The organism is Deltaproteobacteria bacterium (assembly GCA_016210045.1).
In the GTDB taxonomy this organism is placed as follows: domain Bacteria; phylum UBA10199; class UBA10199.
In genome coordinates this window covers 227,825-248,982 of sequence record JACQUX010000038.1, presented here as the reverse complement: position 1 = coordinate 248,982, position 21,158 = coordinate 227,825, and the positions used below count along the sequence as shown (strand labels likewise).

The following is a 21,158-nucleotide window of genomic DNA, read 5'->3' as shown; positions in this document are numbered from 1 at the left end:
GGGATGCCCGCAGTGTAGTGATTATCGGGGGTTAGGAAAGGGTGACTGGTGGCTGGTGACTGGTGACTCGTGGTCCGCCCCCCAGCCACCAGCCACGAGTCACCAGTCACCGCTGGTTCAGTCACTCGTTAAAACCGCAGCGTCTCGCGTAGCATCCGTTGCAGCTCATACATCACACGGCCTGCGTCGCGGGCCACACGTGGCAGGTCGGGGCCAAAGACGACTACGGCGAGGACACCCAAGACCAGCACTTCCGACCATCCAAGGCCCATAGTAGAGCCCTCCTTACGTGACACGGGGCCACCTCGCAAGCGTACCACTCAACTAGTACATCAAGGCCGTCCGACAACTCCGCCTATTTATGACGGAAGCGTCCGCATGCATTTTTCGCTTGTCGAGACACTCCATCAGAGTAAAGTCCCGTCCATTCTGCACTGTTTGATACGTGTTGGAGGCGCTCATGGCTTCTCCCTCCCGCATTCCGCCGTTCCGTCGTCCTCCGCCGCACTGTGCGACTTGTCGACGCCCTTGTCCACCGCCCGGCTCTCCAAGATCCCCATCCCGCAACTTAGTCCGGCATGAGGAGTCCAACCTCTCCGGCATCCAACGACCCGGGTGGTGGAGTCGGTGCCTCTCCCCCACGCGCTACTGCCGCTGCGACCCGCCACCACTGGCCACGCTGGCATCCGGGCAGCTCGCCGCAGCACCGCTGACCACACCAAGCGCCCCGCATACGCAGCAATTACCGACAATCTTCAGCCATCACACCATCAAATGGTGGGCGTGGCCGTTGAAGTTCGTATTGGAAATTGCCGGCAAACTCGGCGCCCCCACGCATACCCTGTCCGAGTGGTTGATTCATCGTCGCGATCCGCTGCTGATTCAGAAGCACGAAGTGTTCAAAGCCCTGAAACACACGGGCAGTCCGCTCGCGGCGTATCAATGGCTGCGTCAATCATACGCCCCAACCGAGGCGCTCGGGTATCTGCTCGTGTACATCGGCCACCATCGGCTCCGCCCCGGCACCGCGTGGGATGTCGATTCCGTGTTGCTGCAAACGCTGGCCGACGACGGGCTCGGCGCCGCCAGTGTGTGTCACTGGATCGATGTCGCCACGAAGAAAGAGGGGTACTTCTTGCGCAACCCGTTCAAACGCTTCCGCCAAGTCGCCGCGGCGTTTGCCCCTCGGATGCAGGAAGCGCCACTGCACGAGCTCGATCGGGCGCAAGCGGAGACCGGTCAGCACGGTCATTTCCTCGAAATCGAGCGACATCAGGCGGAACGCGCCGTGCTCTCGGAGCTGTTAGAAGCCAGCGCAGAACAACTCCAACACCTGCCGACCGGCGGCGTCATTCAAGTCCGACTCGGCGCCGCGACCGTCACGTTGGCGAACCTCGGCGAAACGGTGCGGGCGCTGCCGCAAGCGGAAGCGACGCCCAGTGCACGCGTCGCGGACATGGCGACGCGACTCCGACGGGGTGAACCCCTTGAACCGCTGGAAGCGGCGTTCATTGAGCAACTCGTCGCTGCGAACGCGGACGTGCGCGACGCGATCGCCTTCCACACCGCGCCGCTGGCCGACGCCCTACATGCACGCCAGCGCGCGGGCGATCTGCTTGCAGAGGCGCACACACCTGATCACACCGATCTCCGCCAAGTCGTGGATGCGGTCGGCCACGGTGCCGGCGCGCCGATTGCCGTGGATCTCCCCGAACATGCACGCATCACGTTCGCGGCGGGGACCAAAGGAAGCGGTCTGGGTCGGCACATGCGCGCCGACGTACCGCCGAGTTTCTTCCTCGGCCCTTACGCGTATGCACCGAGTCACGTACTGACGGTCTCGCCGCAACAGGGCGTCGTCCCGCTTCCCGCGTTGATGATCACCGATCGGTGTGGACACACATTCCATTGCACGGAGGCCGATTTGGGACATTTGATCGATCTCTGGAGGTGGTTCCGACGCCATTCGAGTGGTGACGATGGCACGTTGCGGCTCGCGTATGCGCAATTTCTTACCGACGTCTTAGCGGCTTGGCAAGCGGTCGGATTGGCGCCACGACGCGTCCCGGGACTTCCCGATCAAGTCGACAAGCTGGCGGCGGCGATCGGACAAACGAATTGGGGAGTGCGTCTCTTATTGGCGGTGGATGACCTGTGGGAAGACAGCCTCTCTGTGGCCCGACTCGCGCGGAACGACACCGCACACGTCGGAACCGTCGCCTACCGCCACGCGGCATCCCACCTCCGCCTGCGGGCGGCGCGGCTCCGCGACAGCTATCTCCCGTTCTTCACTCCGGCACAACAATCGGCATTCGCCACCAGCCTGATGCGACTGGTCGATCCGACGGATGCCTCACACGACGATCCAGTCGCGCGAAAGGCCGCCGTGGTCCGCGCCGTCTACGCACAACTTCGCGCTCAAATCGACGGACGTCCGTGGCTCGCGTGGCCGGGTACTCGGCTCCCAGCGTTGGTCGATTATCTGCGCTTCTTTCTTTCGATCCCCAGCGAAGACATTCAGGAATGGATCCACGATCCGACGCATCGTGAACGTTGGCAGGGATTTACGCGCGACGTGCTCCACCCGAAATCGAGTCTGCGCCTCGAACAAATTGATGTGCTCGCCGCTGGTGGCGCTGTGACTGAAGCGCTCGCCGAACTGCACTGGATGCTCCGCGCACCACGCACCTCCTCGACGCAGCGGATGTTGGCTATCGCGCGGCTCGCGGACCTGGCAGCGGCACACAGTCAATGGGCCGACGTCGAATTGGCGTTGCGCGAATTGTCGCAGATGGTGATCACCGGCCACGCGGTCCCGCCGGAAGTGGAACAGACGATCGGTCGCGTGGTGCGGGCGCATCGCTCCGCGCCGTTCCGCATCCCGACAACCTTGCAATTCGCGATCCCGAATCGACTCGACATCGCACGCGCGGAGGCCGGCAGCCTCACCTCCATCGGCGAGCAAGTCGTACGACTCGACGCCAACTTGCGCGATGCGCCGTTCGCCCCCTGGGAGCGCTGGATCGCTGCCTCGCACCAAATCGCCCGCCGCTGGCACCCTCCGCAACGCCGCTCCCTGCTGATCACGAATCCCGACTTCACCGGCATTGCACCACCGTTTCTCCAGCACCCTCGCGCGCCTGCGCGGCGGGGCCCTATCAGGGTGACTGGTGGCTAGTGACTGGTGGCTGGAAACTCGTGGTCCAACCCCCAGTCACCAGCCACGAGTCACCAGTCACCAGTCACCTCGTTTCCCCTTGCCATCAGCTAATCGCCACGCTACCCCAGCGGCATGAGCCAGGACCTCCCCACTGCCGAACCGCAAACTACAACACTCGCCGACGACGCATCCGTTCGTCGCTGTCTCGATCACGGCTTTGTCCGGTTGGTCGATGTAATGGGCGACGATCACTCGATCGTGCAGGCGGCACGCGTGTCGTACGGCACGGGCACCAAAACGGTGCGCGCGGATCGCGGACTGATTCGCTACTTGATGCAACACCAGCATACGACACCATTCGAAATGGTGGAATTCAAGTTTCATTGCCGGATGCCGATTTTTGTCGCGCGACAGTGGATCCGACATCGCACGGCGAATGTGAACGAGATCAGCGGACGCTATTCGATCATGGAAGACGTCTTTTGGGAACCGCGTGCGGACGATCTGCGCACTCAATCGACGACGAATCGACAAGGCTCAACCGATACACCGATCGACACAGAACACGCCGCTGCCATCGCCGCGCAATTTCGCGACGACCAACGGCATTTGTATCGAAGCTATCAGACGGCACTGGATGCGGGCGTGGCGCGCGAGATCGCGCGGGTGAATTTACCGCTCTCGCTCTACACCGAATGGTATTGGAAGATCGATTTGCACAATTTATTGCACTTCTTGCAACTACGCCTCGACGCCCACGCGCAGCGCGAAATTCGCGTCTTTGCGGAGGCCATGGCCGAATTCGTACGCACCCGCTGTCCGCTGACGTGGGAGGCCTTCGAAGAATTTCGACTCCACGCCGCGGCATTGTCGCACAGCGAACGACACTTGGTGAGCACACTACTGCAGGAGCGCGAACTGCTCGGCGAACTGCTGCGGCGCCGCGAGGCACAACTCCAAGCCGACGGCGCCTCGGAACGCCTGATCGAACGCGAACTCGCAGACCTGCGGGAAAAGCTGACGCCAAGCGCGTCCAGCACTCGATAACCCGCTGCGAGATCGCCACGAATCATCGGTGGTTTATTCAGCCGCGGTTGTATTTCCCACAAATTGCAATACCTCTTCTGAGTAACACGTATCCAACACGATCCGAATATTCTTGAGGCGCTGGGTGGCGAGGCGGGCGTCGGTATCGGTGCCGCGCTGCGCCGCTTCCCACGCGAGGACCTGGGAGCGCAGCGGTTCGGCGACGAGCGGATGGTTGGCGAGCGAGGATTTTAAATCCGGCGTGCTGCGTGGAACCACGCGCTTTAACACAGCAGTGGCTTGTTCCGCCGCTTCGAACGGCAGCCGGTTGTTCACTGCCCAACCTTTTCCTTGGGCGTATTCGAGCAACGCAGCAAGCGCCTGCTGAATTCTCCATGCCGCATTTTGGAGCGGCGGATTTTTGGTGGGGCGATCCAAAAACGACGGCTCCGACATGGCCACGTCGGCGAGTCGTTGACTCAGGATCGTGGCGTACCGATCGACTTCTCGTCCCCACCATTGCACCGTGTCTCGACCGCCATCAAATTTTTGGCAATCTGTTGTATCGGTAAAAGCATCGTCATCGGTACAAAAGTGAAATGGCACATCCGCCCATTCCGGCTGCGGCAGCGGACGATCATAAAGATTCGCCACGGCGAGCCAGTCATACACTCCAGGCGCTGTCATCCGCACGGTGTCGCGCAATGAGAGATACTCCATAATGGACGACGACGGCTGCGCGGCATCGGTCGCTCGCGTGCCCGCGAGCCACGCTGTGAAGTCGGCATCGTCTTCCGCTAACGCAATCTGACTATCGAGACTGGCGGCAAAATTGTGGCGCAAGCCCAAGACGTGACCGATCTCGTGGGTCACAACGTTCTTGAGCTCCCACAGTACTATTTGTTCATCCCTGCGACCGTCCGCACTCGTGGCGGCAATATCTAACCATCCACCAGAAGCGCGCCGTTCTGCACACAGCAGCGTGTCGCTCAATCCCACGGCCTCGTAGTCGCTCGTCGCAGCATCGGGCAGTGCTGGATTCTGATAATCAACCCAGCGCGGGCTGAAGCGCCCGGTCGGCAATAATATCAGCGCTGTTAAAACTTGGCCCGTCAAGGGACTGGCCTGCGCCGAGCCGAACGCGTAGTCGATCGTAGTATCCTCAAGCCACAAGATCAGCGGATAACGAGGATCTCCGGCCCGCACACTGGGTGGCGCGTCGGCTATGTGCAAAAAATTCTCGCCTAACACGGTATTCCACTGCAGCACTGCATCGCGGATCGTCTGCCGATATTGCAACGGCGTATTCGCGGAAAGATAGAACGTGACCGGACGCGATGGATCGAAACGGCGCGCCAAGCGGCGTGGCGCCGCAACGCCCGGCACGCGCCACGTCGTGTTGAAATAGCCGAAGTGGTCATTCACCAGATCCTCTTTGGTCACGTAGGTAGATTCCTCAGGATCCCAGAACGTAAAGCGCATGACGACACGGTGTAATTCTGCATCCAGCGCAACGGTCCCCTGCTCATCGACACCGTTCGTGATCAGATAACTGATCACTTGCTCCACACTCACCCAATTCGGTCCCGCGACTGAGGCTTGCACGTATGCACCCGTCACGCGCGGCCATGGAGGAGTGCCCCCGATCCACTCTTTCGACTTCGCACTTTCGTTCGACAACATGGCCACGAAAAAGTCGTGCAACGCATTGGCTGCGAAACGAAAAGTTAATGTCTCTGTATCTTCGGACTCGATCGCAAAAGACGCCAACGTCAGACCAGTGAGATCCATCGTCCGCATCGTGCGCCCCTCCTGTTCCAGAATGAGCTGGAGCGTCGAACCAACGCGGGAAAAATGGACCAGCCTTGCACTATTGAGCGACGGAGATCGAATCGTACTCTCCGCCATGGCTGGCAGCAGCAGCAAGCGATGCCCCAGGAATGACTTACGCAGCACTAACGATTGATTCCGAACGCGGAGAAATGACGCCTCAGATACGGAGTCCGGTCCGGCGCTTGCAGTCGCTGTGACGCCATTCAGGAGTGTCGCGGGCGTCGCGAATTGGGCCGCTCCGACGGGGGGACTCGCGAGCAACAGATACACGGAGCCAACAAATAACCATGGGGCAAACCACGAGGAAAAACAGCGATGGCGCACGACAACCTCCTTCAGTTTCCCCAGCGGCCTCCACTATCCTCTGCGCCGCATAATGTCAAACCTTCACATCCGCCCCTTCCTTCCCCTTCCACTTTTTGCTACAAGCACCCCCTATGCGTCGTGGTCGGGAATCCCCTGCAAAGAAGCCAAAACGGACGTTGCGCGAGCGGATCCGCCGGTGGTGGCGGATCGTGAAGTGGACGACCATCTTGGGAAGCCTCGCGTTCACCGGGGGGTGGTGGTATTTGCACCACTTAGGCGGTTGGGCCGAACGCTATTTCTCCCGCTCCTTCACTTGGAAGGTCCCGTCGCGCATCTATTCGGATGTCGAATATCTCTATCCCGGACTTGACGTGACGCAGCGCTTGCTGCGCGACAAACTCGATCGGCTCGGGTATCGCGACACCGGCGCGGCCGCAGCGGCAGCCGGCGAATATGTCTTCGCGAAGGATCGGATCGATCTCTATTTACACGATTTCGACTACCCCAATGAGCGCTTTGTCGGGTTTCCGCTACGGGTCAAGCTGAGCGGCGGAGCCATTCAGGAAATCACGCACTTGAAAACGGCGGAACGGCTCACCACGGTGCGGCTGGAGCCGGAACTGATCGGTTCGGTGTTCGACGAAAAAATGGAAGACCGAACGTTAGTCAAATTGCAGCAGGTCCCGGATCTCTGTCTGTTGGGCGTGGTCACGATCGAAGACGAACGTTTTTTCCGCCACGGCGGCATGGACCCGTGGGGCATCCTGCGCGCGATGTGGAACAACCTGAAGGCAATGCGCGTCGTGGAAGGCGGTTCGACACTGACGCAGCAATTGGTCAAAAATTACTTCCTGACCCAAGATCGGACGTGGCGCCGCAAACTGAACGAAGCGCTGATCGCGCTGGCGATCGAACAGCGCCACAGCAAGGCGGAGATCCTCGAGGCATACGTCAACGAGATTTATTTGGGTCAACGCGGGGCCAGCAGCGTCTCCGGATTCGGCGAGGCCGCGCGACTTTATTTTGGTAAAGAGATCGCCCAGCTCGACGCGTCCGAATGCGCGCTGCTCTCCGGGATGATCCGTGGGCCCGGACGCTATAATCCGTTTCTCCATCCGGAAGCCGCCAAGGACCGGCGCAACTTCGTCATCGCCCGATTGCGGGAGCAAGGGTATTTGAACGAAGCCGATGCCGCAAAGGCCGCGGCCGCGCCGATCGTTACGCCGCGGCAGGCACGGCAATTGGTCCAAGCGCCGTTCTTCCTCGACTTCGTTAAGCAACAGCTCCACGAATTGTATCCGGAAGAACGGTTAGTCGCGGAAGGACTGCGGATCTTCACGTCGCTCGACGTGAGCGGCCAATTAATCGCCGAACAGGCGGTGGCGGAAGGGCTGGCCGATTTGGAACAGCGCTTCGCGGCGAAGTTGCCGAAAGACCACGCCGGTCAACTGCAGGGCGCATTCGTGAGTCTTCAACCGCAGACCGGCTATATCCGCACCATGGTCGGCGGACGCAGTTACGCCGATACGCAGTTCAACCGTGTCACCCAAGCCAAACGCCAGCCCGGCTCCACGTTCAAGCCGTTCGTCTATTTGACCGCGTTCGATCCGCAACGCAGCCAACAACCGTTTGCACCGTCGAGCTATATTGAAGACATCAGCTTCACCATACAATCCGGCGGCAAAGATTGGACACCACACAATTACGACCAGCGGGAACATGGTCCGCTGCCGGCGCGCGAGGCGCTGATTCATAGCTACAATATCGCGACGGCGCGCCTCGCAATCGATGCCGGGCTGGAAGCCGTCGTGCAAACGGCGCAGGACGCAGGCATCGGGAGCACAGTGCAGGCCGTTCCTTCGATGGCGCTCGGCTCGTTCGAAGTCACGCCGCTGGAATTGGCCACGGCCTATACGATCTTCGCCAACAACGGGATGCTCGCACATCCGTTGGCGATCAACGGCGTCGTGACGGCACAAGGCGAGGTGTTGGAGCGGAAGACGATCGGGATGGAGCGGCGCTTCGATCCAGGCCCGGTCTATTTAGTCACGGAAACGTTGAAGGACGTGTTGACGAAGGGCACCGCGGCGAGTGCAGGACGGCTCGGATTTAAAGGACTGGCGGCCGGAAAAACGGGAACGACAAGCGATTATCGGGACGCGTGGTTTGTCGGCTTCACGCCGGAGTTGGTCGCATTGAGTTGGGTCGGCTACGACGACAACACCTCCACGCATTTGAGCGGCGGCACGGCCGCGCTCCCGATTTGGGTGCGTTATATGCGCGACGCGCAACCCGCGAACAGCCAAGACTTCCCGATGCCGAAGAATGTGATTCTCGTGAAGATCGACCCCGTTTCCGGAAAGGCCTGGACAAAAGACTGCCCGGAGGCCATCTTCGCGCCGTTCGTGGAGGGCGCGGAGCCAACGGAAGAGTGTCCGGTACATTAATATGAACACAAAATATCTCATGTTGAGTGCGGTGGTGGCGGTGAGTTTGGCCGGATGTTCGGCGTATGAGCGGGCGGCGACACGGCAGCGAGTCAAGGGGCATGGGCCGCGGACGACGGTCGTCCGCCGCAACGCGCCGACGACATCGACCAATCCACAAACCACGAATGCGCCGGTTTCGAACATCCCGCTGGAAGTGAAGCGGCCGGAGCGCACGAATCTTGCTACGATCTCGTCGCCAAAGCGGCAGGCGTCGCACGAAGTGGTACAGCGCGGCACCAAGGAACTCGCTGCCGGGCACGTGGCACGCGCGGTGCAATCGTTCCAAGAAGCGGTGACCATCGACGGCAGCAACGGCGTGGCCTATTACTATTTGGCCCAAGCCCATTACAAACTCGGCGACCATGAACGCGCAATCGGGCTGCTGGAACGCGCCGAATCGCTGCTCGGCGACGCCGACGATTGGTTGCTCAAAATCGAAGGCCTGCGCGAAACCATTCGGCAGGCGCAATTAAGAACATCGGCCTAATCATTCTATGTCCATCGCGACCAAAACCGGAGATCAAGGGAAGACGCGCTTCTTTTCCGGCGAAACGGTGACGAAGTCACATCCGCGGTTGGAAACCTACGGCACATTGGATGAAGTGATTTCAGCGTTGGGTTTGGCGCGGAGTCTCTGCCAAGTGACCGCGGTGCGCGACGAGGTCCACACCACGCAACGCGAACTATTCCAGCTCGGCGCGGAACTTGCGACACCGAATCCCGCGGCGGCGCCATTTCAAATCGCTCCACTCACGGCCACGCATTTGGCGCGGCTGGATCAATTGGTGCTGCACTATGAAGCGACAATCCGACTGCCGCGCGCGTTTATCGTCCCCGGCGGGACTCCGTCCGCGGCGGCGCTGGATGTCGCCCGCACCGTCTGCCGTCGCTTCGAACGGCTGCTCGTGCGCATGGCCGAGGCCGGCGAGTTCCAAAATCACGACGCGCTGAAATATATCAACCGCCTCTCCGACGTCTGCTTCCTCTGGGCCCGCGCCGAAGAGGCCGCGGCGGGCGTCGCGTATGAATCGGTCTCCGGTAGGGCCCCATGAGCTGCGTTCTTGCAATCACGGCCACGGATTCCATCGAAGCCGCCCGCACAATCGGCGCGGCGTTGGTGGACGAGCATCTCGTTGCGTGTGTCAACATCCTCGCCGGGGCCACGTCGATCTATCGTTGGCAGGGCAAACGCTGCGAGGCCGGCGAGCACGTGCTGCTGATGAAAACGACTGCAGACCGAGTGCCGGCGCTGCAGCGGCGCCTGCCGGAACTGCACAGCTACGAATGCCCGGAATTGATCGTGCTCCCGATCACCGACGGCTTCCCGCCGTATCTGGCGTGGGTGGCTGCTGCTACGCAATCCAACGCGTGAACGCCGCCCAAGAATACGTTTGACCAGTGATATATGTGGCAATATACTTGGTCTCGTTATGGCTCAGATTACATTATACTTGGATGAGGCATTGGAACGAGGGATGGGCCGCGTGGCTCGTCAGTCCGGAAAAAGCAAATCCGCCTGGGTCAAAGAGGCGATCCAGGAAAAAGTCGGGCGTGAATTGCCGGAACAATGGTTCGCGCTGTGGGGAAGCTGGGAAGATCATCGAGAGCCTCGGGCTCTGCTCCGCGCGATTCGTCACGGCGCGCGGCACCAAGCACGGCGACGCATCAAGTGATTATATTGGCAACCGCCCATGCTCTATCTGCTTGACACCGACATCTGCATTTACATCTTGAACGGTGGGAATGAACGCCTCAAGCAACGGTTCCGTCAGTGTCGGACGCCGGATATCGGCATTTCCGCCATCACCGAGGCGGAGTTGTATTATGGTGCGCTGCATTCCGGGCACGCGGAGAAAAATCGCGACCGCGTGCGCGCGTTTCTGACACCGTTCACTCTCTGCTCATTCGACTCCGGCGCCGCGCGCCACTTCGCGGAGATGAAACAGGCCTTGACGACCAAAGGGCAACCGATCGGCATCATGGACCTGCTCATCGCCGCTGTGGCGCGCGCGCTCGGACTCACCGTGGTCACAAATAACGTCAAACACTTCACGCGCGTGCCAGGGTTACTGGTTGAGAACTGGTCGACGTGACGCTCGTCCGCCGGCCGTCCTCACCACCGCATCATCCCCATACGCGCCCGGAAATAGTCATCGTCGATCCGTCGTGCGCGCTCTCGTTCGCGCGCCTTGTGCTGTTCGTGTTCGACTTGGCGGATATAGCCCAAGCGTTCATCCGCCGCCGAGTTGCCGTAACGCGCAAGCCGCAAGAGGGCTCGATAGGCAGATCCATCGCCGCGCTGCGCACGCAGCGTCAGATCAGCGAGTGCATCCGTGTCGCCTACAGCAACCTGGGCTTCAAGGGTTCGAACACCGAATAGGGTCCGTATTCCGCACTGCACACGATCCTCGAACGAAGGACGCGCGGCAGCGGATTGCAAGTGGCTTGGTGCGGCTAACGGGTCCCGCAAGGAGAACAACAGCTGCTCATCGGGGGTCAGAAATTTTTCCGCGCCGGCCAGGAATGATGCGACCGCGCCCGTTTGCGGCTCGCTCGGCGCCAGCGTGCCAACGCCGGAAATATTCCGATCCTCTTCGTTGGCGATTACGAACGCGGCACCGGCGGAGCGGCGTATCAGGCCCAGTTGGGCGCTCAGTGCGGCCTGAAAAGAGTCGCCACAGGACCGCTCTCGATATGGATCACGGGCCAGTATCCTCTCCAATCTGCGCGCTGCGAGCGCGTAGCGATCGGCCGCACGCACATAATTTCCGCTGCGCAGCGCCAGCCGCGCCTGCCGCCGCGCGGCGCGCATGGTGGGGAACAGCGCGCACAGCGCCGATTGCGTCTTGGTGAACATGTGAACCTCCGTGAGTTGTCGCTGAAACTGGTCAAAAAAACAAACCGATGTCTGGGGGAAATTATAAGTGGGGCGTTAGCCCCAATAGGACAACGAGTGTTGGAAGAAATATTGCCGGGTCAGCACTGCCATGACCAATGACCTATCGCACTAGTACAGAAGTTGTCAAAACATTTTTGCGGAAAGACACAATCCACGCAACGGACACGCGGGGCATTGCGGTTTGCGGGCGGTGCAGACGGTGGCGCCGAGGTCCATGATCCCTTGATTGAAGGCCCAAATCGACTCCGGCTTGCGGGGCAGCAACGTCTCGGCCAAGTGCCACAGTTGTTTTTGCACTGCGCTTCGTTTGACGTCCGCGCCGAGGCCAAAGACACGCGCGAGCACGCGCGCGACGTTGGTGTCGACGATCGGCGCGCGTTGGGCGTGGGCGAAGCTCGCGACGGCGCCGGCGGTGTAGCGACCGATGCCGGGCAATTGTTGCAATGCCGTCGCGTCGCGCGGAAACCGACCGTCGTGATTTTTCACGACTGCCCGACTCGCGGCGTGCAGATTGCGCGCGCGCGCGTAGTAACCAAGTCCGTCCCACGCCTCGCGAACCGCGAGCGGACGCGCACGCGCCAACGATTCAACCGACGGGTATTTTTTCAGGAAGCGCGGATAGAACTCGCGCACGCGGTCGACTTGCGTCTGTTGGAGCATGACTTCCGAAACGAGGATTTTGTACGGGTCGCGCGTCTCGCGCCATGGAAGCGCGCGCCCATGCTGCGCAAACCAGCGCAACAAGCGCGTGCGGAAACGGCGTTTGAGCGCATCAGCAATAGGGGCGCAGGACATCGGCCAAATCGGGCTTGCCGATCTCGTCGAGTTCGTAGCGAACGCGATGGATCGGCTTGTTGATCGTGACCAGTCGACCGAGATCGATCGGCGTGGCACTGATGACTAAGTCACACGGAGTATTGTTGATCGTGGTCTCTAATTCGCGCAACTGTTCCGGAAAATAGCCGAGCGCCGGGAGCACTTTCGCCAAATGCGCATATTTGCGAAACGCGGCGCCGATGGAGCCGATCGCTTGAGGCCGCGGATCGACGACTTCGGCCGCACCGCACTGCTGCGCGGCCACGTAGCCGGCGCCGTATCCCATGCCGCCGTGCGTAACGGTCGGACCGTCTTCGATAACGAGGACACGTTTTCCAGTAATCGCATCGCTCCGCTCGACCAGCAGCGTCGACGCGGCGTGGATGACTTGTGCCGTGGGATTGCAGACGCCGATATTAGCAGTGAGCGCTTCGAGCTGCGTCGGATTGGCCTGCTGATATTTATTTACGACCAAGACATGTCCCAACAAGAAATTCACTTCGCCCGGATAAAACGTGCGTTCGTGTCCGGCGCGCAGTGGATCGAGGACGGTGACGTGGAGATCCGGTTTGAAAAACGGGGCATCGTTGTTGCCACCGTCCCAGACCACGACATCGGCCTCGGCCTCCGCCGCGCGGGCGATTTGTTCGTAATCGATCCCGGCATACACGACGAGTCCGGCATCCAGATACGGTTCGTACTCTTCCCGCTCTTCGATGGTGCAATGGTGCTGCTCGAGATCGGCATACGAGGCGAAGCGTTGGCAAATTTGTTGGGTGAGGTCGCCGTACGGCATTGGGTGGCGGACTGCGACGACCCGCTTGCCGGCGTTGCGCAACAGCTGTACGACTTTGCGCGAGGTCTGACTCTTGCCACAACCGGTACGCACGGCCGTGACGGCGATCACCGGTTTTTGCAACGGGATCCAGGTGTGGTGCGGCGCCAGCAATCGGTAATCGGCTCCAGCGGCCAGGACCGCGCAGCCGCGCTGCAGGACATATTCGTGAGAGACGTCGCTGTACGCGAAGATGACTTGGTCGATCCGTTCGCGACGGATCAGGGTTTCCAATTCCGTTTCGGGATAGATTGGTATGCCGCGCGGATACAGCGGACCTGCCAATTCCGCAGGATAGCAACGGCCTTCGATGTTTGGGATCTGCGTGGCAGTGAACGCGACGACTTCGTGCGAGGCATCGGCGCGGAAGCAGACGTTGAAGTTATGAAAGTCGCGCCCCGCCGCGCCCATGATGAGTACTCGTGTCCGTGCCATGGTGCTCGGGTAGTACGGATCGAGAGAGGGAAAGTCAATACTGAACAGGCACGCAACTTTTTTCCCGGCCTGTCGATAGATACGGTATGGCTCATTTGCGATTTACTGCCACGCACCGCCTCCCCGCGATAGTCCATAGAACCGGGGAACGACCTACACCGCCGCTGCACTGTGTCCCGTTGCGCGGCCAAATCGGTCGTGAGATGACTGGGATTGTCCAGCGAGCGAGGACCGATCAGCCGTCCAATTTGACGGCGTGGCTACAGGACACTCTCAATGCCATGCACGACACTAATCGCGCAGCAATGGCCGAGGTGCAGCGAGTCATGGCTGCCGCCGCACCGGATGAGCAACAATTCCTGGCCGGGCTGGAGGACTGGCTGGAGGGTCTGACCCAACTTCCGCACCATGTACTCACGGCCGAACCAACGGCACAAGTCAGTCTCTTGGAAAGCTACACACGGACCCTCCCCCCATTTTTTCTGGACTGGGGTGATGTCGATCCGATTTTTATTCGGGCACTGGCACAAGATATCGGTGTCGCACTTTTTGGTCTGATCCCCGGAGAAACACTCTTGGTCCGCATTCCACAACTGGCGCGAGCCATCAATGCCGTCGGCATTACGCGAGCGATCAGCGAGCGACGTAAAGAGGGTGCAAAACAGCCTCTAAAACCATTCGCGACACTCGCCAGTCGCAAGGAACTACAGTTCTACGGACTGGCGACAGGCGACGAAGGCATTGAGCACCCGCTGTGGCAGGAAAATTTTCCGCTCTTCGTGGTCGGACTGTGGCACTGGCTGCGCGAGGATGCGATGGCCATGGAACACCTCCATGCCGGTGCGGTACAACTCTTCACGAACATGCCGTCACAGTGGGGGGCATTTCTGCACATTCGCAACGACCGGCTCGACATACTCTGGCCACATCAAGTCACAAAATAAGTACGGCGGATTACTCGACAGCGCACAGCGGCGCAGCGAAGATCAAGGTCCCCGTTGACAGAGTGCATCACTAGTGATACACATTATGCATACACGGAGATCGCCCATGCCCACGAAACATCCGCGACTGAATGTTGTGCTCGCCAAAACAGTGCTGAACACATTGATGGAAATTGCCGCTCGTGAAGACAAATCGCTCTCGGTCGTCGCGCAAGAGCTCATTACCGAGGCCCTCGACCGTCATGAAGATTTGTGGCTCTCCGACTTGGCGATGAAACGCGAACGCCAAACCAGAAAGTGCCTTTCCCATGACAAGGCCTGGAAGTAGCGCCTATCAGCTTGAATATGTAGATTCGGTAGTCGAGGAGGATATCCCAAACCTTCCGAAGACCATGCGGGGTGTCATTAAACGGGCACTCGAAGAGCGGCTGGCGGTTGACCCCATCGGCCTCGGAAAACCCCTCCGGTACAGTTTGAAAGGCCATCGGCGATTGCGTGTCGGCGACTACAGAATCGTTTACCGAGTCGATTCCAAAAGGCCGGCTGTCACTGTCGTTGCCATCAAACATCGCAAAGATATTTATGAGAAATGAGCGCCGTCACTTCATGGCCCTCAGCTGCGTGGCGAAGGCCTCGGCTGTGGCACGGTCGGGGAACGGTTTGGCCCATTGTTCCAACGTGGCCAGCAGCGATGGCGCATCGCCGGCCTTTAGTTGCGCGGCGGGAAATTTCACGCCGAGCATCGTCGCGACGCGCGAGGGATGACGTTCGTTTTTCGCGGTCGGGCGGTAGACCTCCGGCGAGAGGAGTTTCAGGTACACGGTGTTACCGACATAGGAGACGCCGGCGATCAGCATCACTTGGCCACGATCCAGATAGGTGAAGACCGTGCCGCGGCGCGTCTTCATGCGGCCCGTAGCGACGTCGACGACCATCGGGCGATATTCGTAATCCTGATTCGTGACGTACCAATAGGCCTTTTCGGCAGGGATACCGCCTTGCAACAAGACGACAAAGCCGCGCAGCTTCGCGGCTTCCAACGGCTGCTGGGCGGAGAGGAGCCCTTTGTGTGCCACGGCGGGAGTATATTGATTTTCAATCGCCGTGCTCAAATCGGGACTGAACTTGGCGAAGGCCAGGGGCGAACAGAGCAGCGAGGCCAGCAGCGCCACTATTAATGATAGAGAGATATGCATGGGCGCGCGTATATTATGCGTCGTAGCGACTGTCAAGCCCCCCACCCACAATAATCATCGTAGGGGGACAGGTACCGTGCGATCCGCGCAATTTGGGCATCGCACGGTACCTGTCCCCCTACGATGAAATGAGAGGTGGGGCGAGTGAGGAGGTTCTCATTGCGATTTATGGCGCAATTTGTCAGAAGTGCCGCCGATGGTGCGACCTCGATCTCGAAAATCTCCCACACGGTCACGCACGGCGGCAGCGGCGCCGGCATTACCGGATTGGGGCGAGCGGTTGGTCGGCGTGCACTGCTCGACGGCCGGGGGACTCGCGACGGGAATTGAACGCGGCGCTCAGCTTGGCTGTACAGCCATCCAAATTTTTTCCAAAAATAATAACCGCTGGCTCGCGACGCCGATTCACGACGACGAAGTCGAGGCGTTTCAAACTGCGCGCGCGAACGCGAGCATCAAATTGATCTTCGCGCATGCCGGCTATCTGATCAATCTCGCCTCAGCGGAACGCGACATTACGGAGCAATCGATGGAATCGCTGCGCTGCGAATTGAATCGCGCGTATGCGTTAGGGCTCGCGTTTGTCGTGCTGCATCCCGGCGCCCACAAAGGAGACGGCGAATTAGCCGGCATTCGGCGCATTGCGGACCGCTTAAACATCCTGATCGAGGAATCGGGTTTCAGCCCAGTCCGGATCGTGCTCGAAGGCACGGCCGGACAAGGGACTTCGATCGGGCATCGGTTCGAACATCTGCGCGACATCCTCGGCCGCATCCATGACCAACACCGAGTCGGCGTCTGTCTCGACACGGCGCACTTGTTCGCGGCCGGCTACGACTTTCGCACTCCGAAAACGTACGCCACGCTGTGGGACGAATTCGATCGCATCGTCGGACGGCGTCAACTCTGCGCACTGCATCTGAACGATTCAAAAGTCGGACTGGGAAGCCACGTCGATCGACACGAACATCTCGGTCGCGGAAAAATCGGTCCGAACGGGTTTCGCTTATTACTTCGCGACGCCACACTTGCCCGACTGCCGATGGTGTGCGAGACCCCGAAGGGCGTCACAGATGCATTGGATCGGAAAAATTTGGCGATGATTCAACAGTGGATTGGGACAACAAAATAAAATCTCCCCCTCACCCTACCCCTCTCCCCAAAGGGAGAGGGGAGATTACAGGAGCCTCATATGAATCCAAACCCGATGCGTAAAGAGTATCTCCTCTCGCCCGGTCCAACGCCGATCCCGCCGGACGTCGCGGCGGCAGCGACCATCCCGATCATTCACCATCGCACCCCCCGCTTCGAAGGCTGGATGAAAGAAGTCTCGGCCGGATTGCAATATCTCTTCTGCACTAAGAACGACGTGATTACACTCTCTGCGACCGGCACCGGCGCGATGGAAGCCGCGGTTGCGAATTTGCTCTCGCCCGGGGATACCGTGATCTGCGCCATTGGCGGTAAATTCGGCGACCGCTGGGTGGAGTTGTGTCGCGCGTATCAGGCCGAACCCGTCATTATTCAAGCACCATACGGCACGGCACCAAAACCGGAGGCGGTGCGCGAGGCGCTGCGCAATCATCCAAACGCGAAGGCCGTGTTTACGCAACTCTGCGAGACCTCGACCGGTTGTCGCTACGACGTGAAGGCGATCGGCGAGATCGTCGCCGAGACGCCGGCGGTATTTGTCGTGGATGGGATCTCCGGATTGTTGGCGGAAAAATGCGCCACCGATGCCTGGATGGTCGACGTGCTCGTTTCCGGATCGCAAAAGGGCTTCATGCTACCGCCGGGACTCGCGTTCATCAGCATGAGCACGAAGGCGTGGGCCGCCGCCGAAACAGCGAAGAGCCCACGCTACTACTTCGATTTGCGCGCCTACAAAAAAGGCCTCGCGACCGGCGCGCATCCGTATACGCCGGCCGTCGGGCTGATCACGCAGCTCCAAGTCGCGATCCAACAATTGCGCACCATCACGATTGAAGGCCTGTGGGCACGACATGCCTGGCTCGGCAACGCGTGCCGCGCGGGCGTGAAGGCATTGAATCTCGAATTCTTTGCCGAGACACCGGCGAATGTGCTGACCGCAGTGAAGGCGCCGGCGGGGATTCCGGGAGAAAAGATCGTCGGAATGCTGCGCGATCGTTTCGGCGTAACGATTGCCGGGGCCCAAGGGGCGGAGATGAAAGGCAAAATTTTCCGAATCGCGCATCTCGGCTATATGGACCGCTTCGATATGGTCGTCGCGATGAGTGCATTGGAACTGACGCTGCAACAGTTGGGATACCCCGTCACGTTAGGCACCGGCGTCGCCGCAACGGAGGCGTTATTGGTAGAGGAGGCGAAGGTATGAATGTGCTGATCTGTGATGGATTGGATAAAGAAGCCATTGAGCAACTACAAGCCGCCGGACATGCCGTGACGGTGCATCGCGGTATCCCCAAAGAGACGCTGATGGAATTAATGCCGACGTGCGAGGCGGTCGTGGTGCGGAGCGCGACGAAAATCACCAAGGACGTAATCGAGCGTGGGGCACGACTGAAACTGATCGTCCGGGCCGGCGTCGGAATCGACAACGTCGATGCCGCCACCGCCGAGGCACGCGGGATCGCAGTGCGCAACACGCCGGCCGCCACGTCGATCAGCGTCGCGGAGCACACCATGGCGCTGATGTTGGCGTTGGCCCGACACGTCACGCGCGCGAACGCGTCGGTCAAGAGCGGCGAGTGGAATCGGAAGGCCTTCGAAGGGACGGAGCTGTACGGTAAGACGCTCGGCGTGATGGGACTCGGCCGGATCGGCGCCGAAGTCAGCAAGCGGGCACGCGCGTTTCATATGAACGTCGTTGCGTTCGATCACATCATTAATATGGAAGTCGTCAACGCACTCGATATCGAGGCGCTGGAACTCGACGCGCTGCTGCAGCGTTCCGACTACGTCACCTTACATTTGCCACTGGTCCCCGAAACACGCCACTTGATCAACCGGGAACGGCTGGCGCTGATGAAACGCGGGGCGTATTTAATCAACACCGCGCGCGGCGAACTGATCGACGAGGCCGCCGTGGCCGAAGCGGTGCGGTCCGGCCAATTAGCCGGGGCCGCGGTCGATGTGTATTGCGGCGAGCCGCCCGCGCAGGACCATCCGCTCGTGGGCCTGCCGCAAGTCATTACGGTCCCGCACCTCGGCGGTTCCACCGGCGAAGGCCAACGCCGCGCAGGTCTCGAAGTGGCGCGGATCATTTGTGAGTTTCGATAGTCGGGCATAGGAACGATTCGATTTTTGGGGGACCTTGAAGAATACCCCAGATGCTAGGCGCCCGGTCCGCCGCGACCGGAGCGTACTCGGTTGTACGTGAGGATCGCGGCGGACCGGGCAACGACGCAGATGGGGTATTATGCGAGGTCCCCAACTATGCAAACCGCTTCTATCCTTCCACTAATTCGCATCGTCCCGATGCCGCAGTGTGTGGCGCACGAAGGCGTAGTGCGCCGCTGGGTCGAAGCGATCATGACCAACTTGCTTGATGAAGGGGTCATGAAAAATCCGATCATCGTCAGTCGGCTGCAGGGACGCACGCCGCGTTGGATCGTGGTCGACGGGATGCATCGCTTCGCGGCGTTGCGCGCGCTGGAGATCCGCGACATCCTCACTTACGAAATCGATTACCACGATCCGAAAATTGGGCTCGCGGGCTGGGACACGTTGCTGTTGCGACCGGTGCAAGCCCGGCGCGTCGTCGAGAACGTCTTCGGCAAGGATCGTTCGTTCGTCGTGACCCGCGTGGACAACGCGGATGCCGCTCGGAGAGCCGTCGTGGCGCGGGACGCGATCCTGGCCGTCGGCGATCGAAGCAGTCGTTTCTATCTGCTCGGCGCACGACGCCGCGCCACCGTCGAGACCTGCGTGCAGGCCTGTGCGCGGATGGATGCCGCGCTCGATGCGGACGGGTTTCGTCCGCTGTATGTCCCGGATGTATTGTCGCTGCGCGATTTTCACCGGATGGATTGCGGTGGACTGGTGATGCGGCCGCTCTACACGAAGGCCGAGGTCATCGAGCGCACGGTCGCCGGGAAGATCTTCCCGCGGAAAAGCACACGCCACCTGATTCCGGGGCGTCCGCTGCGGGTCGACGTTGCGCTCGCCTGGCTGCGCGGCCAAGTCAGCCTCGCGGCCAAAAATCGGCTACTGCGCGAGCATCTGCGTTGGTGTTACGAAGCAGATCGCATTCGCTATTACCCAGAATCAGTCTTCGTGTTTGCGGATTAGTGGGGACCTCGGAGAATACCACATCTGCGTTGTTGCCCGGCCCGCCGCGATCCTCACGTACAACCGAGTACGCTCCGGTCGCGGCGGGCCGGGCGCCTAGCATCTGGGGCATTCTTCAAGGTCCCCAACAAATTGAATTTGTAAGAAGTTCCCTCAAGGCCCGGCAACATCGACGGCGACTAATTCATCGGTGCCTTCGCGGAAGCGGGCAGTGACCATGTCGCCGGCGCGAGGCGTTTCGATCTTGAGGCCGGCGCGTGCAAACGTGCGGGTCTCGCCGTTCAGCGCACGAACCACGACGGACTGGGGCGTGACTTGCACGAGTTGGCCCGCAAATTGATCCTCGGGACGTTTCGTGGGAGCTTCGGGACGCGGCGGCACGGCTGCGGGGGGGAGTGAAGCGATCGGGGCGCTGGGGCTCGGTGACGGCGTCACAACTTCGACGGGGGCCGTGGCTGTCACCGCTGGAGTCGTTGGCGTTTCGGTCGGTGGAGGCACGGGAGTTGGCGCGGCGGTCGCGTCTGCAGTCGCCGCGGGTGGAGCGGCCTCGACTCCCGCCTGCGGCGAAGGAGGCGTGACAACGACGGTTGGCTCTGCGGTCGCAGTGGGACCCGTTGCGGAGGCTGTGGGTGTCGGCATCGGAACGGGCGTCGCGACGGTCGCAGTCGCGGGTTCACTCGGCGGAGTCGCGGTGTGCGCATGGTGCGGCGCGGCCTTCGTTTGCACTACCGGCTTCGGTTTCTTCCGCTTCACGGCCGGCGCGGATTTTCCGGTGCTACGCGACGCCGGCACGGCCCCGAGCGGCACTTCTTCCACCGTGATCACGCCGAGGTCATCCCCTTTTTTCTTGGCAAACGCCGGCGCCGAAACAGCCAGCACCCCACAAAGACCGAGACTGACACCAAGGCGGGAACACATAGGAAGAAGCAGTAGCACGCTTCGGCAGG

Annotated in this window: 22 protein-coding genes; 15 read left to right on the top strand and 7 right to left on the bottom strand. The window is 60.6% G+C overall.

The window, feature by feature from the left end; genetic code table 11:
• Nucleotides 1–128: 128 nt before the first annotated feature.
• Nucleotides 129–272, bottom strand: coding sequence for a twin-arginine translocase TatA/TatE family subunit (locus tag HY696_11630; protein MBI4239047.1), 144 nt, complete (start codon nt 270–272; stop codon nt 129–131).
• A gap of 188 nt (nt 273–460) precedes the next feature.
• On the opposite strand from HY696_11630, the gene HY696_11625 reads away from it, so the two are divergent.
• On the top strand, nt 461–3,178 hold the full coding sequence (locus HY696_11625; protein MBI4239046.1) for a hypothetical protein: 2,718 nt from the start codon (nt 461–463) through the stop codon (nt 3,176–3,178).
• Nucleotides 3,179–3,292: 114 nt separating this feature from the next.
• Nucleotides 3,293–4,207: an FAD-dependent thymidylate synthase gene (locus tag HY696_11620; GenBank protein ID MBI4239045.1), complete on the top strand. Its 915-nt coding sequence runs from the start codon at nt 3,293–3,295 to the stop codon at nt 4,205–4,207.
• A 33-nt stretch (nt 4,208–4,240) separates the two neighbouring features.
• Here the strand turns inward: HY696_11620 and HY696_11615 are convergent, their stop codons facing one another.
• Nucleotides 4,241–6,343, bottom strand: coding sequence for a zinc-dependent metalloprotease (locus HY696_11615; GenBank protein MBI4239044.1), 2,103 nt, complete (start codon nt 6,341–6,343; stop codon nt 4,241–4,243).
• 113 nt (nt 6,344–6,456) lie between these two features.
• Here HY696_11615 and HY696_11610 point away from each other — a divergent pair, with 113 nt between their 5' ends.
• From HY696_11610 to HY696_11585, 6 genes are read left to right on the top strand one after another with little or no spacing between them, the layout of a single operon-like run.
• Complete coding sequence (locus HY696_11610) at nt 6,457–8,772, top strand: PBP1A family penicillin-binding protein (protein MBI4239043.1); 2,316 nt, start codon at nt 6,457–6,459, stop codon at nt 8,770–8,772.
• 1 nt (nt 8,773) lies between these two features.
• Entirely contained in the window at nt 8,774–9,301 is a 528-nt protein-coding gene (locus tag HY696_11605) for a tetratricopeptide repeat protein (protein MBI4239042.1), read from the top strand.
• 7 nt (nt 9,302–9,308) lie between these two features.
• Nucleotides 9,309–9,866, top strand: a complete 558-nt coding sequence (locus tag HY696_11600) for a cob(I)yrinic acid a,c-diamide adenosyltransferase (protein MBI4239041.1) — start codon at nt 9,309–9,311, stop codon at nt 9,864–9,866.
• Nucleotides 9,863–10,186 (top strand): divalent-cation tolerance protein CutA, encoded by a 324-nt coding sequence (locus tag HY696_11595; protein ID MBI4239040.1) that lies wholly within the window; start codon nt 9,863–9,865, stop codon nt 10,184–10,186. Before HY696_11600 ends, HY696_11595 begins: the two co-directional genes overlap by 4 nt.
• A 58-nt stretch (nt 10,187–10,244) precedes the next feature.
• A complete protein-coding gene (locus tag HY696_11590) occupies nt 10,245–10,487 on the top strand; it encodes a CopG family transcriptional regulator (GenBank protein MBI4239039.1) in 243 nt (80 codons plus the stop codon).
• Between the two features lie 18 nt (nt 10,488–10,505).
• Nucleotides 10,506–10,907, top strand: coding sequence for a type II toxin-antitoxin system VapC family toxin (locus tag HY696_11585; GenBank protein MBI4239038.1), 402 nt, complete (start codon nt 10,506–10,508; stop codon nt 10,905–10,907).
• 20 nt (nt 10,908–10,927) lie between these two features.
• Here HY696_11585 and HY696_11580 read toward each other — a convergent pair whose 3' ends face one another.
• The 3 genes from HY696_11580 to HY696_11570 form a co-directional block, all read right to left on the bottom strand.
• Complete coding sequence (locus HY696_11580) at nt 10,928–11,671, bottom strand: hypothetical protein (protein ID MBI4239037.1); 744 nt, start codon at nt 11,669–11,671, stop codon at nt 10,928–10,930.
• Nucleotides 11,672–11,836: 165 nt separating this feature from the next.
• Complete coding sequence (locus tag HY696_11575) at nt 11,837–12,508, bottom strand: A/G-specific adenine glycosylase (protein ID MBI4239036.1); 672 nt, start codon at nt 12,506–12,508, stop codon at nt 11,837–11,839.
• Entirely contained in the window at nt 12,486–13,799 is a 1,314-nt protein-coding gene (locus HY696_11570) for a GTPase (GenBank protein MBI4239035.1), read from the bottom strand. Before HY696_11570 ends, HY696_11575 begins: the two co-directional genes overlap by 23 nt.
• 281 nt (nt 13,800–14,080) lie before the next feature.
• Here HY696_11570 and HY696_11565 point away from each other — a divergent pair, with 281 nt between their 5' ends.
• The 3 genes from HY696_11565 to HY696_11555 all read left to right on the top strand — a co-directional run bounded on the left by HY696_11565 (nt 14,081) and on the right by HY696_11555 (nt 15,336).
• Nucleotides 14,081–14,743, top strand: a complete 663-nt coding sequence (locus HY696_11565; GenBank protein MBI4239034.1) for a hypothetical protein — start codon at nt 14,081–14,083, stop codon at nt 14,741–14,743.
• Nucleotides 14,744–14,849: 106 nt separating this feature from the next.
• Complete coding sequence (locus HY696_11560; protein ID MBI4239033.1) at nt 14,850–15,071, top strand: hypothetical protein; 222 nt, start codon at nt 14,850–14,852, stop codon at nt 15,069–15,071.
• Nucleotides 15,052–15,336 (top strand): type II toxin-antitoxin system RelE/ParE family toxin, encoded by a 285-nt coding sequence (locus HY696_11555; protein MBI4239032.1) that lies wholly within the window; start codon nt 15,052–15,054, stop codon nt 15,334–15,336. The genes HY696_11560 and HY696_11555 overlap by 20 nt, the downstream gene beginning before the upstream one ends.
• 6 nt (nt 15,337–15,342) lie before the next feature.
• Here HY696_11555 and HY696_11550 read toward each other — a convergent pair whose 3' ends face one another.
• Entirely contained in the window at nt 15,343–15,939 is a 597-nt protein-coding gene (locus HY696_11550) for a hypothetical protein (protein ID MBI4239031.1), read from the bottom strand.
• 196 nt (nt 15,940–16,135) lie between these two features.
• On the opposite strand from HY696_11550, the gene HY696_11545 reads away from it, so the two are divergent.
• The 4 genes from HY696_11545 (at nt 16,136) to HY696_11530 (ending at nt 20,211) form a co-directional block, all read left to right on the top strand.
• Entirely contained in the window at nt 16,136–17,071 is a 936-nt protein-coding gene (locus HY696_11545) for a deoxyribonuclease IV (protein ID MBI4239030.1), read from the top strand.
• 75 nt (nt 17,072–17,146) lie between these two features.
• On the top strand, nt 17,147–18,295 hold the full coding sequence (locus HY696_11540) for an alanine--glyoxylate aminotransferase family protein (protein MBI4239029.1): 1,149 nt from the start codon (nt 17,147–17,149) through the stop codon (nt 18,293–18,295).
• Entirely contained in the window at nt 18,292–19,200 is a 909-nt protein-coding gene (locus tag HY696_11535) for a hydroxyacid dehydrogenase (GenBank protein MBI4239028.1), read from the top strand. The genes HY696_11540 and HY696_11535 overlap by 4 nt, the downstream gene beginning before the upstream one ends.
• Nucleotides 19,201–19,356: 156 nt before the next feature.
• Entirely contained in the window at nt 19,357–20,211 is an 855-nt protein-coding gene (locus HY696_11530) for a hypothetical protein (GenBank protein MBI4239027.1), read from the top strand.
• 153 nt (nt 20,212–20,364) lie between these two features.
• On the opposite strand, the gene HY696_11525 is transcribed toward HY696_11530, so the two are convergent.
• The gene (locus tag HY696_11525) at nt 20,365–21,129 is read right to left on the bottom strand and encodes a hypothetical protein (GenBank protein MBI4239026.1); all 765 of its coding nucleotides are present in this window, start codon (nt 21,127–21,129) and stop codon (nt 20,365–20,367) included.
• Between the last annotated feature and the right edge of the window lie 29 nt (nt 21,130–21,158).

What these genes read in the sequence shown, in the direction of transcription:
- HY696_11530 (MBI4239027.1), top strand. Translation starts at nt 19,357, where the DNA reads ATGCAAACCGCTTCTATCCTTCCACTAATTCGCATCGTCCCGATGCCG.
- HY696_11550 (MBI4239031.1), bottom strand. Translation starts at nt 15,939, where the DNA reads ATGCATATCTCTCTATCATTAATAGTGGCGCTGCTGGCCTCGCTGCTC.
- HY696_11545 (MBI4239030.1), top strand. Translation starts at nt 16,136, where the DNA reads ATGGTGCGACCTCGATCTCGAAAATCTCCCACACGGTCACGCACGGCG.
- HY696_11625 (MBI4239046.1), top strand. Translation starts at nt 461, where the DNA reads ATGGCTTCTCCCTCCCGCATTCCGCCGTTCCGTCGTCCTCCGCCGCAC.
- HY696_11535 (MBI4239028.1), top strand. Translation starts at nt 18,292, where the DNA reads ATGAATGTGCTGATCTGTGATGGATTGGATAAAGAAGCCATTGAGCAA.
- HY696_11575 (MBI4239036.1), bottom strand. Translation starts at nt 12,508, where the DNA reads ATGTCCTGCGCCCCTATTGCTGATGCGCTCAAACGCCGTTTCCGCACG.
- HY696_11600 (MBI4239041.1), top strand. Translation starts at nt 9,309, where the DNA reads ATGTCCATCGCGACCAAAACCGGAGATCAAGGGAAGACGCGCTTCTTT.
- HY696_11525 (MBI4239026.1), bottom strand. Translation starts at nt 21,129, where the DNA reads ATGTGTTCCCGCCTTGGTGTCAGTCTCGGTCTTTGTGGGGTGCTGGCT.
- HY696_11540 (MBI4239029.1), top strand. Translation starts at nt 17,147, where the DNA reads ATGCGTAAAGAGTATCTCCTCTCGCCCGGTCCAACGCCGATCCCGCCG.
- HY696_11610 (MBI4239043.1), top strand. Translation starts at nt 6,457, where the DNA reads ATGCGTCGTGGTCGGGAATCCCCTGCAAAGAAGCCAAAACGGACGTTG.
- HY696_11565 (MBI4239034.1), top strand. Translation starts at nt 14,081, where the DNA reads ATGCACGACACTAATCGCGCAGCAATGGCCGAGGTGCAGCGAGTCATG.
- HY696_11595 (MBI4239040.1), top strand. Translation starts at nt 9,863, where the DNA reads ATGAGCTGCGTTCTTGCAATCACGGCCACGGATTCCATCGAAGCCGCC.
- HY696_11570 (MBI4239035.1), bottom strand. Translation starts at nt 13,799, where the DNA reads ATGGCACGGACACGAGTACTCATCATGGGCGCGGCGGGGCGCGACTTT.
- HY696_11605 (MBI4239042.1), top strand. Translation starts at nt 8,774, where the DNA reads ATGAACACAAAATATCTCATGTTGAGTGCGGTGGTGGCGGTGAGTTTG.
- HY696_11630 (MBI4239047.1), bottom strand. Translation starts at nt 272, where the DNA reads ATGGGCCTTGGATGGTCGGAAGTGCTGGTCTTGGGTGTCCTCGCCGTA.
- HY696_11590 (MBI4239039.1), top strand. Translation starts at nt 10,245, where the DNA reads ATGGCTCAGATTACATTATACTTGGATGAGGCATTGGAACGAGGGATG.
- HY696_11585 (MBI4239038.1), top strand. Translation starts at nt 10,506, where the DNA reads ATGCTCTATCTGCTTGACACCGACATCTGCATTTACATCTTGAACGGT.
- HY696_11580 (MBI4239037.1), bottom strand. Translation starts at nt 11,671, where the DNA reads ATGTTCACCAAGACGCAATCGGCGCTGTGCGCGCTGTTCCCCACCATG.
- HY696_11555 (MBI4239032.1), top strand. Translation starts at nt 15,052, where the DNA reads ATGACAAGGCCTGGAAGTAGCGCCTATCAGCTTGAATATGTAGATTCG.
- HY696_11560 (MBI4239033.1), top strand. Translation starts at nt 14,850, where the DNA reads ATGCCCACGAAACATCCGCGACTGAATGTTGTGCTCGCCAAAACAGTG.
- HY696_11620 (MBI4239045.1), top strand. Translation starts at nt 3,293, where the DNA reads ATGAGCCAGGACCTCCCCACTGCCGAACCGCAAACTACAACACTCGCC.